This is a genomic window from Streptomyces sp. NPDC060031 (assembly GCF_042736805.1).
Taxonomy (GTDB): Bacteria; Actinomycetota; Actinomycetes; order Streptomycetales; family Streptomycetaceae; genus Streptomyces.
In genome coordinates this window covers 1-15,263 of the sequence record NZ_JBHWVM010000075.1, presented here as the reverse complement: position 1 = coordinate 15,263, position 15,263 = coordinate 1, and the positions used below count along the sequence as shown (strand labels likewise).

18 protein-coding genes are annotated in these 15,263 nt (G+C 68.8%); 5 read left to right on the top strand and 13 right to left on the bottom strand.

The window, feature by feature from the left end; all coding sequences use genetic code 11:
- Nucleotides 1-37: 37 nt before the first annotated feature.
- Together ACFWB8_RS27525 and ACFWB8_RS27520 are read right to left on the bottom strand one after the other, a co-directional pair.
- Nucleotides 38-406 (bottom strand): PRC-barrel domain-containing protein, encoded by a 369-nt coding sequence (locus ACFWB8_RS27525; protein WP_385232614.1) that lies wholly within the window; start codon nucleotides 404-406, stop codon nucleotides 38-40.
- Between the two features lie 117 nt (nucleotides 407-523).
- Entirely contained in the window at nucleotides 524-685 is a 162-nt protein-coding gene (locus tag ACFWB8_RS27520) for a DUF5670 family protein (RefSeq protein ID WP_385232611.1), read from the bottom strand.
- 996 nt (nucleotides 686-1,681) lie between these two features.
- On the opposite strand from ACFWB8_RS27520, the gene ACFWB8_RS27515 reads away from it, so the two are divergent.
- Nucleotides 1,682-2,074 (top strand): type II toxin-antitoxin system HicB family antitoxin, encoded by a 393-nt coding sequence (locus tag ACFWB8_RS27515; protein ID WP_385232608.1) that lies wholly within the window; start codon nucleotides 1,682-1,684, stop codon nucleotides 2,072-2,074.
- A gap of 74 nt (nucleotides 2,075-2,148) precedes the next feature.
- Here ACFWB8_RS27515 and ACFWB8_RS27510 read toward each other — a convergent pair whose 3' ends face one another.
- From ACFWB8_RS27510 to ACFWB8_RS27495, 4 genes are all read right to left on the bottom strand, one after another.
- Nucleotides 2,149-2,421, bottom strand: coding sequence for a hypothetical protein (locus ACFWB8_RS27510; RefSeq protein ID WP_385232605.1), 273 nt, complete (start codon nucleotides 2,419-2,421; stop codon nucleotides 2,149-2,151).
- Nucleotides 2,422-2,467: 46 nt separating this feature from the next.
- A complete protein-coding gene (locus tag ACFWB8_RS27505) occupies nucleotides 2,468-2,734 on the bottom strand; it encodes a hypothetical protein (RefSeq protein WP_385232602.1) in 267 nt (88 codons plus the stop codon).
- A 69-nt stretch (nucleotides 2,735-2,803) separates the two neighbouring features.
- Nucleotides 2,804-2,992 (bottom strand): hypothetical protein, encoded by a 189-nt coding sequence (locus ACFWB8_RS27500; RefSeq protein WP_385232599.1) that lies wholly within the window; start codon nucleotides 2,990-2,992, stop codon nucleotides 2,804-2,806.
- A gap of 5 nt (nucleotides 2,993-2,997) precedes the next feature.
- Nucleotides 2,998-3,573 carry a DUF5994 family protein gene (locus tag ACFWB8_RS27495; RefSeq protein ID WP_385232596.1) on the bottom strand — a complete coding sequence of 192 codons (576 nt, stop codon included), beginning with the start codon at nucleotides 3,571-3,573 and terminating at the stop codon, nucleotides 2,998-3,000.
- A 334-nt stretch (nucleotides 3,574-3,907) separates the two neighbouring features.
- Here ACFWB8_RS27495 and ACFWB8_RS27490 point away from each other — a divergent pair, with 334 nt between their 5' ends.
- Together ACFWB8_RS27490 and ACFWB8_RS27485 are read left to right on the top strand one after the other, a co-directional pair.
- Nucleotides 3,908-4,414: a DUF5994 family protein gene (locus ACFWB8_RS27490; protein ID WP_385232592.1), complete on the top strand. Its 507-nt coding sequence runs from the start codon at nucleotides 3,908-3,910 to the stop codon at nucleotides 4,412-4,414.
- 436 nt (nucleotides 4,415-4,850) lie between these two features.
- A complete protein-coding gene (locus ACFWB8_RS27485; RefSeq protein ID WP_385232589.1) occupies nucleotides 4,851-5,210 on the top strand; it encodes a hypothetical protein in 360 nt (119 codons plus the stop codon).
- 143 nt (nucleotides 5,211-5,353) lie between these two features.
- On the opposite strand, the gene ACFWB8_RS27480 is transcribed toward ACFWB8_RS27485, so the two are convergent.
- The 4 genes from ACFWB8_RS27480 to ACFWB8_RS27465 form a co-directional block, all read right to left on the bottom strand.
- Nucleotides 5,354-5,665 carry an SCO5918 family protein gene (locus tag ACFWB8_RS27480; RefSeq protein ID WP_385232586.1) on the bottom strand — a complete coding sequence of 104 codons (312 nt, stop codon included), beginning with the start codon at nucleotides 5,663-5,665 and terminating at the stop codon, nucleotides 5,354-5,356.
- A 49-nt stretch (nucleotides 5,666-5,714) separates the two neighbouring features.
- On the bottom strand, nucleotides 5,715-6,119 hold the full coding sequence (locus ACFWB8_RS27475; protein ID WP_385232583.1) for a CBS domain-containing protein: 405 nt from the start codon (nucleotides 6,117-6,119) through the stop codon (nucleotides 5,715-5,717).
- Nucleotides 6,120-6,166: 47 nt separating this feature from the next.
- The gene (locus ACFWB8_RS27470) at nucleotides 6,167-7,687 is read right to left on the bottom strand and encodes a DEAD/DEAH box helicase (protein WP_385232580.1); all 1,521 of its coding nucleotides are present in this window, start codon (nucleotides 7,685-7,687) and stop codon (nucleotides 6,167-6,169) included.
- Nucleotides 7,688-7,959: 272 nt separating this feature from the next.
- Nucleotides 7,960-8,163: a cold-shock protein gene (locus tag ACFWB8_RS27465; protein WP_385232577.1), complete on the bottom strand. Its 204-nt coding sequence runs from the start codon at nucleotides 8,161-8,163 to the stop codon at nucleotides 7,960-7,962.
- A gap of 956 nt (nucleotides 8,164-9,119) precedes the next feature.
- Here ACFWB8_RS27465 and ACFWB8_RS27460 point away from each other — a divergent pair.
- Nucleotides 9,120-10,055, top strand: a complete 936-nt coding sequence (locus ACFWB8_RS27460) for a helix-turn-helix domain-containing protein (protein ID WP_385232574.1) — start codon at nucleotides 9,120-9,122, stop codon at nucleotides 10,053-10,055.
- A gap of 153 nt (nucleotides 10,056-10,208) precedes the next feature.
- On the opposite strand, the gene ACFWB8_RS27455 is transcribed toward ACFWB8_RS27460, so the two are convergent.
- Both ACFWB8_RS27455 and ACFWB8_RS27450 read right to left on the bottom strand, forming a co-directional pair.
- Nucleotides 10,209-11,924 (bottom strand): ice-binding family protein, encoded by a 1,716-nt coding sequence (locus ACFWB8_RS27455; RefSeq protein WP_385232571.1) that lies wholly within the window; start codon nucleotides 11,922-11,924, stop codon nucleotides 10,209-10,211.
- 968 nt (nucleotides 11,925-12,892) lie between these two features.
- On the bottom strand, nucleotides 12,893-13,453 hold the full coding sequence (locus tag ACFWB8_RS27450; RefSeq protein ID WP_385232568.1) for a hypothetical protein: 561 nt from the start codon (nucleotides 13,451-13,453) through the stop codon (nucleotides 12,893-12,895).
- Nucleotides 13,454-13,673: 220 nt separating this feature from the next.
- Here ACFWB8_RS27450 and ACFWB8_RS27445 point away from each other — a divergent pair, with 220 nt between their 5' ends.
- Entirely contained in the window at nucleotides 13,674-14,459 is a 786-nt protein-coding gene (locus tag ACFWB8_RS27445) for a hemolysin III family protein (protein WP_385232565.1), read from the top strand.
- Between the two features lie 68 nt (nucleotides 14,460-14,527).
- Here ACFWB8_RS27445 and ACFWB8_RS27440 read toward each other — a convergent pair whose 3' ends face one another.
- On the bottom strand, nucleotides 14,528-14,878 hold the full coding sequence (locus ACFWB8_RS27440; RefSeq protein ID WP_385232688.1) for a PRC-barrel domain containing protein: 351 nt from the start codon (nucleotides 14,876-14,878) through the stop codon (nucleotides 14,528-14,530).
- Nucleotides 14,879-15,263: the final 385 nt, after the last annotated feature.

The following is a 15,263-nucleotide window of genomic DNA, read 5'->3' as shown; positions in this document are numbered from 1 at the left end:
CGGACTCGAAGAGTCCGGGCCACGGTCACTGGGGCACTCAGGCGGGGCGCCCGCCGAAGGGGGCGCCGGTGCCGTAGTAGGTGCCCAGCTCCTCGCGATATCCGGCGTTGCCGAGGTGCTGGTCCCGGTGGAACTCGGGAGCGTCCTTGATCTGGCCCTTGGTGCGGTCGACGAAGATCTTCCGCTCCTCCGGGTCGATGCTGACGACGGTGCTCGCCGGCAGCAGGACCTCCTTGCCGAAGATCCAGACCCCCGTGTCGACCACCAGGTAGGCGTCACCGACCTCGTCGGAGTGCTTGTCCACCTTGCCGATGCCGCCGTCCGTTGCCTCGACCTTGTAGCCGGTCAGGTCGGTACCGGCCAGGTGGCCCGAGGTCGACTTGTAACTCCACACATGCTCAGTCACGCGAAAACAACTCCTTCGCTAACAAGGGGCAACGAGCTCGAATCGCCGTCACGCCATTGCGTCTTTATGTCGTTATGCCGTTATGCCGTTACGCCCGTCATGCCGAAACTCGGTGGACTACCAGCGGTACCAGCGGCTATTGCCACCCGCGGGCCGGGCGACGAAGCCGACCAGCCACACCACGAGCACGATCACCGCGATCCACCACAGGGCTTTCAGCGCGAACCCCGCGCCGAAGAGGAGCAGGGCCAGCAGAAGAACGAGAAGCAGGGGAACCATATGAATCAACCTCCGAAGTCGCGGTTGCCCCTGCCCTCCGACTTCAAACGCCTGAACTCGCGGGCCGCTCCCCAGCGTTCCGGCGGGACGGGACAAACATCTGCGGCCGCCTTCGTCTACGGCCTCTCGGCGGCCTGGCGGAGCAGGTCGATCGGCCGGTCGACGGCCGGCGGCCTGTCGGGATCACCCCCGCCCCACGGTCTTCCCCGCGACGCTGACCTCGCGCAGCCCCCGGCTGTCGGGTGCGTGCACGATGACCTGCGGCCGCCTCGTTCCATCCTCTGCAAGAACGCCGCCACATCGGCGGGGCCTTCTCGTACTCGCTCGGGTCCCGTTCCGCGAGTAGGCCGCGAGCCATGCCGTCCCGTGTCGCGGAGTTGGCGACAGGCGTCTGCGAGCAGGGCTGACGCTGCTGGTTACGCGGCTCGGGCGCAGCGCCAGCGGGCTTGCCCGAGCGCCGGCGGACATTGATGTTGCTGCCTCGCCCAGTGATGCAACTACTCCAGGACGTAGACGAAGGCCCCGCCAGCCAGCTCACGGCCATTCACCGACGTTGCGTGTCAACGATGGTCGGCGTGGTTGCGGCACTCGCTGCCGCCGCGATGACAGAGGCGGGCGTCTGATCTTTCCCTAGCCGGACAGCCGCTGACCGTGAACGGCCAGGAAGTGTCGCATGAAGTAGACATGATGTGGCTGCTCGAGTAGTCTGCATCCCATGCATAAGCGAGTTTTACTCCGTGAACTGCGGCAGGTAGCCGCAGACAAGGGGGTGGATCTCGTGTTCGTGAGGCAGGGATCGCGCCACGAGGTGTATGCGATCAACGACGTGCTCCTGCCTGTCCCGCGACACAGTGAGATCGCCAAAGGGCTGGCTCTGGATCTGATCCAGAGGGCAAAGGAGGCTTGATCGACACGGGGGATGCCGACTGATACTCGGCATCCCCCACCGATCAGCCTCTCACCAGTTCGGCGATCTGAACAGGAAGGGAAGGAGAAATGGGCGACAAGCTTACGTATGACGCGACTGCGGTGCATGACGGAAAGTACTGGATTGTCCAGGTAAAGGGCCTTCCAGCGAACCGCGCCGGAATCACTCAAGGCCGGTCTTGGTCCGAAGCGGAAAGGATGACGAAGGACGTGGTAGCACTGCTACTGGACGTTCCAGAGGAATCATTCGACATTGCGCTGAAGCCAGCCGACCCCAAGATGGCCGAGGCTGTTTCCAGGGTTGAAAAGACCCGGGAGGAAGCTGAGCGCGCGGCTGCAGTGGCGCTGGAAGCACTCCAGGAAGCTGCACGGCTCCTTACTGAAGAGGTAACAGTCAGGGACGCGGGCGCCATGCTTGGGGTTTCGCACCAATACATCGCGAAGCTAGCTCCGAGGAAGTAGAAGTAGCAAGGCCATGAGGTCCCCGTCAGAGTTGGACGGGGACCTCACTTTGTGTGTGCCGAAAGTCGGGCGCTTCAGCCGTGCTCCTCCTCGTCGGCCTCCATGCGCCGGATTCCCTCGTGCGTGAGGGTGACCATGGCTGGAGTGTTGCCCGGTTCCCAGTCGACGCTGATCAGCCCTTCGCCCGCCAGGTAGGTGCAGGCGGCGGCCAGATCCTGCTCCTGCACGTGCAGGTCGCGCTGTAGCTGAGCTCCGGTGATACCGAGGAGCCGGTTGCCTTCGACTGCTTCGTACAGGACCCGGAGCACCTGTTCGCGGTAGGTCTTGCGTTCGCGCAATGTCGCCATGACCGCGTCCTCTCGGGTGCGGGGTGGGCTCCCGGGCTGCGGGCTGTCAGATCTCGTCGGAGTGGGTGCCGCTGCCGGCCAGGGTCCTGCTGGTGGCCAGCCAGGAACGGACGGGGCCGGCGGGTGTCGCCGTGTCCACGGTGAGGTGGAGGCGGGTGTCGCCGTCGACGCCGGGGTAGCTGCGCTGTTCCGTTCCGGCGAAGCAGTAGCGCAGTGCCTCCGCGACCGCGCGGGCGGCTTCGGGGGTGTGCGCGGTGATCCGGACCTCGGCGTGTCCGGGGGACGGCAGTGTGTGCGTCTCTCTGTACTTCACGTCGGCCTGGTCCCTTTCGTGGTGGGCGGAGTCGGCGGGGTGGCCCCGGTCAGTCGGAAGGCCCGCTCCTTACGGGTCGGCACCCGTGCGGTGGGCTCGACGACTGGTGCCGTCCGGCTGACCGGGAGGCTTCGGGAGGGGGTCGCTGAAGTGGTAGGCCGCGATCCGCGCGTCGTGCTGCGCGTTGAGCAAGTGGATCAAGCGCATTCCGATGCCGGTCATGAGGACGATCGCTGCGATGAGGACGAGGGTCTCCACGGAGCTCACCTCCACGTGCTCGAGGGCGACGGGACGGCCTTTCGGTCCATCCGGTTCCCGAAGGGGGACATGCAGGCCCCTCCCTCGCTCTCCCAGGAGGCCTCCCGGCGTCGGGCGTCCCGGACGCCGCGCCCGATGACGGATTCGTTGGCCATCAGGACGCCGGCGGTGAGGACGCTGCCCGGGACGGCGGCGGAGGCCATCAACCGGGCCGCGGCCGCGGGCCCCGTCTCGGGCGGGACCACCAGCAGGTCCCAGCGGCCGACGGTGTAGGAGAGCAGGATCAGCTTGTCGGGGTCCTGTTCGTTGAACCAGCCCACGTGCACGGTGCGCCCGCCGACGGGAACCGTGTGCGGGATGACCGGCCAGCGGGCCGGGTTCACGCTGACGCGGGTGATGCGCCCCCACGGCTCGTCCAGAGCGGCGGCGAGGGCGGGGAGCTCGGCTTCGAGGTCACGCGAATACGGCCACCACGCACCGTCCAGCTGACCTGCGAGCATGCTGTTCCGCGTGAGGGACAGGCGCGCCGGCCGCGTAGGGGCACGCGCCCCGTCGCCAGCGCGGTCAAGGGTCGTGGTCATATCGCGGACCCGTCCCCGGGCCGTTCGAGAACGGCCCGGTGCAGTGATCGCCGGAAACGACGTCCGCGTGGGAGCGGGTGTGCGAAATACTCCCGGTATCTCCACGGTACTCCGGTTCATCGGTCCCGGAAGCTGTTCTGACCAGGTGCTTTCCGTCAGCGATGGTGAGGTCGCAGAGCGATGCGGTCCCCGGCCCCCTCTGGGGGGCGGGCGGGGTACCGTGAAATGACGGAGGCACTCCGCCGCTCAACCGCCTTCCCGAAGCCGCTGCCGGCGCCGGACGGGGTGTCGCCACACCGCGAGACAGGCCACACCGCGAGACAGGCGAACCACCATGGCCGCATCCGACACCCCCGCTCCTTTGAAGCTCCTTCCTGACGCGATCCACCACGCGGTCAAGCCTGGTGCTGCCCTCCTCCGGCTGGAGACCACGCACTCCCGCCAAGGGGTCCTCGACGGTGCCTGGTGGCCGCGCTCCAGGAACGTCGCGACGGAGCTGCCGGCCCTGATCACGGCACTGACCGTGCACCTCGGGCCCATCACGCGGGTCGGCCTGGACGCCTGCGCCTGGCAGGACATCCCTACCCGCCTGGTCATCGACGACCAGGTCGTGCACCTGGACTCCGATCCGGTCGGCGACGACACCGTCCTCATCACCCGCGGCGACAACGACCACTTCGCGCTGCTGGTGGTTCCCCCGGACACCGCCGCCGATGCCGCCCGCGTGGCGATGGCCCGCGCCGTCCGCGCCGACAACATCACCCAGGCCGCTCAGATGCTCGTCGCCACCGCACCCGAACCCGCGGACGGCGCCGCCGCCGACCCGGCAGCTCGATCCTGAAGCCTCAGCGGCCGAGGAACCGTTCGACAGCCGCGGCGACGGCCTCGGGAGACTCGCCGGGATTCTTCGCGGCCCCGGCGAACAGCTCCCACATCTCGCCCTCGACCGGCAAACCGGACGCGGGAACGCGTAGCTGAACGCGTCCCCGTTCACGTGCTCGCGCAGCGGGTCGAAGCTCGACCGGTCGCCGAACCAGTTGCGCAGCAGGAGGACTCGTACGGAGCCGGTGCCGATCGCGTACGGCCGGCGGTCACCGGCGGCAAGTCTTGCGATCCCCGTCGGGCGATGGCAACGCGACACCCCGCGCGGCGGGCGTTCGCCGTCGAGCCGAACCCGCGGAGCGGGGAGAGGGGTTGCTGCCGGGTGCAGCCGCAAGGGAAAGGGGTGGCGGGACCGGTCGGGGGGACGGGACGAGCGGCGAATAGAATCGGCTTCCATGTCGAAGCCTGACGAGCTGCTCGTTGACGTCGCCGCGCTGGTGGAGTCCGGGCGGAGCAATCAGATGTCCCTGACCGTGGTCACCGGTGGCGCTGTCATCACCGGTCGGCTGGCTCCCGAAGCCGTGTGGAGGCAGCGGGTGTCGGAGGTCCTGACGGACTCGGCCCGCCTGGGCGAGTTCTCCGCCATCTTCACCGCCACGACACGGGAGGAAGGGCCGCCCACGCACCTGCACTTCCATGTGGCCCGGATCCTTCAGGGCACGGTGGGGATCCCGGAGACGGGTGGGATGTACCGCGTCTCGATCGCGGACGTCAGCGCCTGGACGATGGGCGACTTCAGCTACTCCGACCACTGAGCCGGCGCTGCGCAGAGCAACCCCCCCGGCACGCGGGAGGGCCCGACCGGCGCGTGCCGGTCGGGCCCTCCTCGCTGCTGCTCGGGTGTCGGCCCGCGCCCTTCCCATCCGTCAGACGGCCAGACGGCCAGACGGCCAGACGGTCAGACGGCCACGGGGATGCCGAGCATCGCGGAGGCCTGCTGGAGCGGGCTGAGGACGCGCGTGGGCGCGGCGGCCCGGGGAAGGCCGCGGCAGGTGAAGCCGAGCTGGGTCATGGCCCGGAGGACTTCGCCGACGCTGAAGTCGCGGCGGTCCTGGCGGGTGATCACCTGGCCGACCTGCTTGACGGGGTAGGTGCGGCGACCGATGATCACGGACTCACCGATGACCTGCTCGGGCTTGATGCCCTTCATCGATTCCAGGACGCCGCTCTTGGTCAGGTCGAACGGGAAGCGGGCGATGACGCAGCGCATGATGCCTCACAGGGAGAAGAGGTGAATGGTCTGACCGCGGTGAGGTGGTTCAGCGTGCGAGGGCGAGGACGCCCAGACCGCTGCCGTGCTCGTCGACGACGGGCAGGGCGTCGAGCCGGCGGTAGCGCATCGCGTGTTCGGCCTCGGCCATCGTGGTGAGCGGCGAGGTGAACGGGCCGCGGTCGCCGAGGACGTCGCGCAGCCTGACCCGGTCCGTGTACGCGTCGCTGTCACGGATGGCGGCGAGCTGGGCCTGGGTGACCAGTCCGGTGCACAGACCGTCCTCGTCGCAGACGAGCAGATGTCCCGCGTGGGCACTGGTCATGACGGACAAGGCCACTTCGACCGTCATGTCGTCGCAGATCTGCGGGCCGGCCGCCTCCATGGCATCGTCCACCGTCCGGTGCACGGGGTTGGCGTTCGCCGAGCGGGGCTGCATCTGGACCAGCGTCAAAACGTGCCTCCTGCAGAGATGGGTCAGTTTTCTGATCAAGTGGGTGCTCAGGCCGCCGCATCGAAGGCGGACTGCCGCACGCTCACGCGCCGGGCAGCCGAAGCGGGACTGCGTCGACCGCGGGAGGCGGCGCTGCGCTTGGGCCGCTCGGACACCGGAGCGGTGATGGTGACGGGTATGCCGGAGGGGGCCTGGGCGCCGGTGATGCGGCGGAGCGCTTCCTCGCCGGAACGGACCTGGGTGGTCTGGGGGACGATGCCGGCGGCGGCCATGAGGCGGGTCATGTCGCGGCGCTGGTTGGGGGTGACCAGGGTGACGACGCTGCCGGACTCGCCGGCGCGAGCGGTGCGGCCGCCGCGGTGGAGGTAGTCCTTGGGGTCGGTCGGCGGGTCGACGTTCACGACGAGGTCGAGGTTGTCGACGTGGATGCCGCGGGCGGCGACGTTCGTGGCGACGAGCACGGTGACGTGCCCGGTCTTGAACTGGGCCAGGGTGCGGGTCCGCTGGGGCTGGGACTTGCCGCCGTGCAGGGCGGCGGCGCGGACACCGCTGTTGAGGAGGTCCTGGGTGAGGCGGTCCACGGCGTGCTTGGTGTCGAGGAACATGATCACCCGGCCCTCGCGAGCGGCGATCTCGGTGGTGGTGGCCTGCTTGTCGGCGCCGTGCACGTGCAGCACGTGGTGTTCCATCGTGGTGACCGCACCCTGCGAGGGGTCCACGGAGTGGACGACCGGGTCGGTGAGGTAGCGGCGGACCAAGAGGTCGACGTTGCGGTCCAGGGTCGCGGAGAACAGCATGCGCTGGCCTTCGGGGCGTACCTGGTCCAGGAGTGCGGTGACCTGCGGCATGAAGCCCATGTCGGCCATCTGGTCGGCCTCGTCGAGGACGGTGACGGCGACCTGGTTCAGCCGGCAGTCGCCGCGGTCGATGAGGTCCTTGAGGCGTCCGGGGGTGGCCACGACGATCTCGGTGCCGTTGCGCAGGGCGTTGGCCTGGCGGCCGATGGGCATGCCGCCGACGACGGTGGCCAGGCGCAGCTTGACGGCCCGGGCGTAGGGGGTGAGGGCGTCCGTGACCTGCTGGGCGAGTTCCCGGGTGGGGACCAGGATCAGCGCCAGGGGCTGGCGGGCCTCGGCGCGCTGTCCGGCGGTGCGGGCCAGGAGCGCCAGGCCGAAGGCGAGGGTCTTGCCGGAGCCGGTACGGCCGCGGCCCAGGACGTCGCGGCCGGCGAGGGAGTTCGGCAGTGTCGCGCCCTGGATCGGGAACGGCACCGACACCCCCTGGGTGCCGAGCGCGGCCAGCAGCTCCGCGGGCATGTCGAGATCGGCGAACGCCTCGACCGCGGGCAGCGCGGGAGTGATCGTCTTCGGCAGGGCGAACTCACCCTGCACCGCGGCGGGTCGCCGGCCGTAGCCGCCCGAGCGGCTCGGAGCTCCGGAACGGCTCGGGGCGGCTGAAGCGAAGCGGCTGCCTCGGCCCGAACCGGATCCGGAGCCGGAGCCGAAAGCGGGGGCGCCGGTGCGGCCGCGGGTACGAGAGGAGCGGTTGTTCGTACGTGTGGGGTTCATTCAGAACCTTCCTTGATACGGCACGTATCAAGGAATTCCCGCAGCGGAAGAGCAGCGCGGGGAATCACAAGAACGGGCCGAATTGAATGCGAAAGCGAACTTGGCCCACGGGGAATCCGTGTCGGCGCAAGCGCTGAAATGGTGATGTCACACGAAGCGGGTGACATCCCTGAAGATCTTGTTCCCGCAGGTGAAATCACTGTGGGAATTGCGTGCAGCTGGGGCCCGCACCCCGAGGGATGCGGGCCCCAGCTACAAAGTGCGCGTCAGCGTCAGGCGAGAACGATGTTCTCGGCCGTCGGGCCCTTCTGACCCTGCGCGATGTCGAAGGTGACCTTCTGGCCTTCGAGCAGCTCACGGAAACCCTGGGCGGCGATGTTCGAGAAGTGGGCGAACACGTCAGCGCCGCCACCGTCCTGCTCGATGAAGCCGAAACCCTTTGCCGCGTTGAACCACTTCACGGTGCCAGCAGCCATGTCATATCTCCTTTGGGGCAGTACACCGGCATCCGTACTGTACGGACACCGTGTCGCCGCGATGATGCCCCGCCCGGAGAATGACCGGGAAATATAAAGCGCTTCCATGGGGCCCGGGAGCCGGCTGGAGGAGCTTGAAGTTTTTGGGTACCAAAACTGCAACCGAGATCGACAGTAGCACGCCGCAGTGCCTTGTGTACGTTAAATATTTCCACCCTGTGCGCGGCGGTAAAAACTCTCCCCGGGGGATCCATTAAACTCTCAGACCGCGGGCACAGATATTGATTCACCCCGACTGCAGCGTTTCGCGAGCAAGGACACCCACCAGCCGCGACGTGTGCACTCCCTCGGAACGTGGGCCCACGGGGGCCGGCAGCGCGCAGGGGCGCAGGGGGTCCAGCGGAGACCGGTGTGGGAGCCCAGGTGCCCGTGCTGACCGCTGCTCGCCGCTCCGAGGGGCCTGTATGGGGCACGGGCACGGGCTCCGGCCACGGGCTCCGGCGCGGGCCACAACGGCCCCGGCACATTCACACGCCGGGGCCGCCCTTCCGGGCCGCCGCACGTGAGAGTGCATTGACCCACCTATCAGGCTATGCCTGTTGGGAGGCTTCGGCATCAGGGGCAGGGCTGCGGCTTGCCGGAAGGCGTAGAGCTTCGGGACCCGGAAGGGCGGGAGGGTGATCGTCCGCGCTGGCATATTACGCAGAAACATGCAATTGAGTGCTGCAATACCGGAGCAATTTTCGATTGTCCCGGTCGCCTCGAGAAGGTATTCGGATCTCTGCTAATTTGAACCTAAAAATATGGTCGGTCGGGTGAGGGCGATGCGAAATCAGACCCTTTTTTGCCCGGCGTGAATCGCCGTGCACAATGCGGAGTCAAGGCGGATCCGGCAGCGCTGCCGTGGCAGTCTGTTCGCCAGTGCAAGATTCTTTTGGAGCGGAGGTACGCGTCCCGTGGGCGTCACTGTGAATCCCACCGTCAGCAGACGCCGGCTGGGGTCGGAGCTGCGTCGGCTTCGGGAGATCAGCGGAATGACGACGCAGCAGGTGGCGGAGCGCCTGCTGATCTCCCAGCCCAAGATCAGCCTGCTGGAGAACGGCCGCCGCCTCATCAAGCCGCGGGACGTGCGCGATCTCTGCATGCTGTACGGAGTCCAGGACCAGCGGCGTATTGACCACCTGATGCAGCTGGCCAAGGAATCGGGTCAGCAGGGCTGGTGGAATTCATACGCCGACATCCCGTACGGCGCCTACATCGGCCTGGAGGCCGAGGCGGCCGCGATCCGGTTCTACGAGCCCATGGTGATCCCCGGCCTGCTGCAGACTCCCGCCTACGCACGGGCTGTCATCGCAGGAACGATCCCTCGCGTCACTGCCGAACAGGCCGCCACACGGCTCCAGGTGCGGCTGCGGCGCCAGGGCCGGCTGGATGCCCCGCGCAACCCGCTGCGCTTATGGGCCGTACTGGACGAATCGGCGCTGCGGCGCGTCGTGGGCAGCCGCGAGGTCATGCGCGAACAGCTGGACCATCTGAGTCACCTCAGCGCCCAGCCGCACATCACCCTGCAGGCTCTCCCTCACGATGTGGGTGCGCACCCGGGGGTCTCGGGACAGTTCGCGCTGCTCGAATTCGCCGACGCCGCCGATGTGAGCGTGGTGTATCTGGAGAGGTTCACCAGCGACCTCTATCTGGAGAAACGATCCGACGTGCGGCTCTACAGCGACATGTATGCGCACTTGCAGGCCCGGGCGCTGGGGCCGGAACGTACGCGGCATTTCATCGACGAAGTCGTCCAGACGTACGGCCGCCGTACGGAATCCCGGTCTGACCTGCGCCGGCCGGGGCAGGGAGTTCAGCGCGTGCAGGCGACCCGTCCCCCGATGTCCTGACGGCGGGTCCGTCAGCCGCCGCACTGAGCCCCTGGACGACGAGTCCAGGGGCTCAGCTGCCGAGCGGCCGTCAGGGCGTTCCATGTGCGTGACCGAGTTCCGGCCCCGGCCTCCGATGGGTCAGGGGTGTGAGGCGGTCACGGCCGCGATGGGCTAGTCCTGTCGAGTCGCCGTACGCCGGACTCTCTTCATGGTGAAGAGGACCGAGCCTCCGATGAATGCGAGTGCGGCTGCGGAGGCGGCCATGATGCCGGGCCCGCTGCTCGCCTGGTCCGCGGCGAGTGCGGTCGACGCTCCCTGCGGCTGCTGGCGGGTGGCGGCGTTCACGTGGGCGAAGTTGACGCTCTTGGCCGCGTGGCCGGCGCCCAGGGGGCCCAGAACGCCGTCGAGGTTGCCCGGCAGGAAGCTGGTCCACGGAGGCTTGCCGTGGCCGTCGTGACCGTGGCCGGGTCCGCCGTCGTCGGGCCCGTCGTGCCCGTGGCCGGGACCGCCGTCGTCGGGTCCGTCGTGGTCGTGGTCGTGGCCGTGCTCGCCGTTGTCCTCGTCCCCGTCGTCGTGACCGTGGCCGGGTCCGCCCTCGTCGTGGTCGTGGTGCCCGTGGCCGTGGTCGCCGTGGTCGCCGCGGTCACCCTTTTCGCCCTTGTCCCCGCGCGGCCCCTTGGGCCCTGCGGGTCCGGCGGGCCCTGCGGGTCCGGCAGGCCCTGCGGGTCCCGCAGGTCCGACGGGTCCGGGGCTGCCGACGGGTCCGGGGCTGCCGACGGGTCCGGGCGAGCCGACGGGTCCGGGGCTGCCGACGGGTCCGGGCGAGCCGACCGGGCCGGGGCTGCCGGTCGGACCAGGAGCGCCGGGGGAGCCGGGGGCACCGGGGGCACCGGGGGAGCCGTTAGGGCCGGGGGAGCCGGGGGCACCGGGGGAGCCGTTAGGGCCGGGAGCGCCGGTCGGGCCGGGGCTGCCGGTCGGACCAGGAGCGCCGGGGGAGCCGGGGGCACCGGGGGAGCCGTCAGGGCCGGGAGCGCCGGTCGGACCAGGGCTGCCGGTCGGACCAGGTGCGCCGGTCGGACCAGGTGCGCCGGTCGGTCCGGGCGAACCCGTCGGTCCGGGCGAACCCGTCGGTCCGGGCGAACCCGTCGGTCCGGGCGAACCCGTCGGTCCGGGAGGACCCGTCGGACCCGTCGGTCCCGGCGAACCCGTCGGTCCGGGAGGCCCAGGCGGGCCAACGGCGCAAGCCGCCCTCGTAATGGTGTTGTTGTCCATGGTGACCGCGCCGTTGCGCGCGAGGGCGCGGCCTTCGATCACGGCGCTGTTGTTCAGCGTGATGGACGTCAGGGCCAGGATGTTGCCCTTGAACTGGGAGGTCGTGTCGATGGTGGCGGAGCTGCCCACCTGCCAGAACACGTTGCAGGCATTCGCGCCGTTGATGAAGGCCACGACGCTCGCCGGAGCTGTGATCAGCGTCGAGGGGATCTGGAAGATGAAGACGGCGTCGGGGTTGTTCTGGCCGTCGAGAGTGACCGTTCCGGTGATGTTCAGCGTTGACGAGGCCGTGTAGACGCCGGGCGCCAGCGTTTGTCCGCCGATGTCGGCCGAAGTGGCGGTGCCGGGTCCACGGCTTGCCGCGTCGTTGTAGGCGACGACGAGGTCGGACTTCGCCTGAGCGGCGGCGGCATCGGTGATGTGCTGCGTTCCGTTGACGATGCCGGGCGGAAAGCCGGTCACCGCTGTGCCCGGGTGGAGCCCCAGGTCTCCGTTGATGATGGTGTTGTTCGTGTTGGTGATCGTTGAACCGGCCAGGACCGCGTAGTTGGTGGCGGTCCCCAGCCCCACAGGGGCTTCCGCGGCCTGAGCGGAGTACGGGATCAGAGTGGCCACCGCGAACAGCGCGGCGGGGAGCAGGAAGATGGCTCCCCGTTTGAACAGATTGCGTCTAGGCCTTCTGTCGGGTGGATCCGACTGAATGGCATCCAATGCCATAGCGGGACCTTTCTGTTGCTTCGAGCCTCAGTCCTCCCGAAGGGGAATCCCGGGCGCCCATGACGGTCGCTGGCCAGGGCGGCGGCCCCCCACCTGCGATCCCTCGTGCAGGCTCACCCTGGGCGGGGGCCGCCGAGCGGCTCCCTGCCAGAGGTAGTGATACGCCGTTACCCAGCAGTAAGCACGCATATTTCAGCGTAATAGGCCGTATATCGGAAAAATGGGTCTACATGGGTGATGGAACGTCAGGGAGGGGGGAACATCTCGTACACGCTTGCGAATCTGTCGCGTCGTCAAAGCGGGCAAAGCCGTAGGACGTCGCTGCATGGCACAGCAGGGTGGTGTGTCTGCTGCCGCACGCGCCCGGCGATTCCTCGGAAGGGGGTCTGCGACCGCCAACTGGCGCTGCTCTGCCGTCCCTTGGGCGCGATGTCCCCGCCCGCGCAGACCAGGCAGTCAGCCGCCGAGCCCGGCGGCCACGGGCCGCGCCATGGAGCTCCTCGACAACGTGGTGGCCACCTATCGGGCCTCCGCGCGCGCCGGCTTCGAATCCAGGAACGCCGCGGTCCGCAACCGCAGCGGCGGCGCGCATTCGGCACCGCCCGCCAGCTGCCGTCCGGCCGTTGGCAGGCGCGCTACTGAGCGCCCGACCGCAGTAGGCGCACGGCCCGGAGTCTTCGCGACGACGACATCAGGGCCGCGGGCGGCGAGCAGGCCGAGGAGGGCCCGACCGCGACCGTCGCCCCGCGCCGTCGGACCACCGGGGCTGTTCCGGAACTGAACACCGGCCGCTCGGAGAAGGCCTCCCTCCCCTCACCGGCTCTGCGGGTGCGGTCGGGGCCGAACGGCACGGTCGGCCTTGCCGATCAGACGCTCGTCCACGCTTCGAGGAAAGCCCTGCGCCCGGCCGGATCGGCTGATTTGTGGTCCGCGTGCAGGACGCGCCAGGCGGTGAGTTCGAGGTCGCGGAGCCACAGCTCGCCGATGACCTGCGTTTTGAGTTCGGGGAGGTGGTCGGACTCGGAGAGTGCCTGGCCGATGACCTCGCCGGCTGCGATGCGCTGGGGCGGGGTCATCTCGTCGACAGCCGAGAGGATCTGCCCGGCCAGACCGGTGCCTTCCCCGGCGAGCGACCGCAGCACGCACGCCTTGATGTTGGCAGGGAGCAGGTAGAGGGAGCCCGAGGACCGCCACAAGTCCGACCAGAAGTGCTCTCCGGCCTCGGTGGGGGCGGGAAGCGCGGCCAGTAGTCCGAGGAGGTGTGCGGTGGCCGCGTATCCGTCGGAGTGGGCCGATGCGACGACGGCGATGTCCGCGACCCGCTCCACGTCGATCCGGCCGGCTTCGAGACGGGGGTCCAGCCCCAGCCGCTGTTCCAGCTGATGGGAAAGGGGGACGGACGCGTGGGAGCGGAACTCGGGAAGCATCGGCGGTCCTTGGACGTAGGAGAGCGGAGAGGCCCGTTCAGAAGCCCTGATTGTTCCCGTGGCCTGGCGGATTACACGAGTTCCGCAGCCCAAGTTGGTGGAAGACTGCCGGGACCGGAACCATGAGGCGGCTGCACCGGCCGCGCCCGGCGACGCCGCGCCGGCGGACTGCGGCCGACCTCAGGTAATGCTGCTCCGGGCAGGCTCCTAGCATGAACACATGGTTGCCAGTGATGCCCAGCAGTCCGAGTCAGGACGGGAAGCAGTGTTCCGAGACGACGCCCAAGCCGGCGGTGTTTTCTCCGCACCAACGGATGGAGGAAGCGAGGACTCCCAGCCGGTTTCCGCCCTGTTCGAGCGGGCGGCCGATCTGGTGGAGCCGATCAAGCCGAAGCTACGAGGCTGGCTTCACGCCGGCATGGTCCCCGCATCTCTGGCCGCAGGGATCGTCCTCATCTGCCTGGCAGGAACACCGCAGGCCACTTTGGCCTGCACCGTGTACGCCGTCACCGCCTGGCTGCTGTTCGGGACGAGCGCCGTCTACCACCTCGGCACATGGGGACCACTCGGCGAGGCGGTCCTGCGCCGCCTCGACCACGCCAACATCTTCCTGATCATCGCCGGCACCTGCACCCCGCTCGCCGTTCTCCTTCTCTCCCCTGACCAGCGGTCCGTCCTCCTGTGGATCGTGTGGACGGGCGCTCTGGCCGGCATCGCCTTCCGCGTCCTGTGGATCGGAGCTCCGCGCTGGCTGTACACCCCCTGCTACCTGGCCCTGGGCTGGGCACCGGTGCGTTACCTGCCCGACTTCCTGCACAGCGGCGGCGCGGCCGTACTCACCCTGGTCGTGGCCGGCGGGCTGCTCTACAGCGCGGGCGCGGTCGTGTACGCCCTCCAGCGCCCCGACCCCTCACCCCGCTGGTTCGGCTACCACGAGGTGTTCCACGCCCTGACCGTGGCAGCCTTCACCGCGCACTACATCGCCGTCTTCCTCGCTGCCCACTGAGCACGACGACGTTCTGATGCATGCCCGCCCAGTCGCGTGGGGCGGGCGAGTTGCCGACCGGCTTCCGGTCAGGGTGCGAGCGGGCGGCGGAGGGAGACGTAGTAGTCGCCGACCGCGGACAGGTAATCGTGGTCGGCTGTTTCGCTGTCGGTGGTGAACTGGGGGGCGGCTTTGATCTCTTCCTGCGTGCCCGAGACTTTCACCGTTTGCGCTTCGGAGTCGATGCCGGTGACGGCGCCGGCCGGGATCAGGACGCTCTTGCCGAACACCCACATGCCGGTGTCGACCACCAAGTGCTGCATGCCGGGCTGGTCCTGCTGGCGGTCCACGTGTCCGATGACACCGTCAGCGGCCTCCACGGTGAAGCCGACCAGCGACTGCCGGGACGTGTAACCGCTGTCCTGCTCGTACCTCCACATACCGCTCACGGACCCGTCTCCTCATCCTCGGCAACCGAACCCCGAACCCCGAACTCCGGGCCCCATCGGGACCAACGGCTCGTCTCGTCCTCTCCGCATGCCCCGGCGTTGGCCGCGCAACCGAGTCTTCTACGAAGCAGACGATTCGGCGGCGCGGCGGTATTCGGTGTTGACGCGCTGGGTTTCTTCGAGCTGGTAACGGGAGTAGCGGCGGTGCCCGCCGTCCGAGCGGAGCGGGGTGATGAGGCGGGCTTCGCCCAGGGCGCGGAGGAAGCCTGAACCTCTTCCGGAACGCGTGGAGGGGCCCTGGTGCCTATGGCACCAGGGCCCCGAAGGAACTGCTACACCAAAAGCCCGCCCGGATACAGCGCCGGCCGTCTGTTTA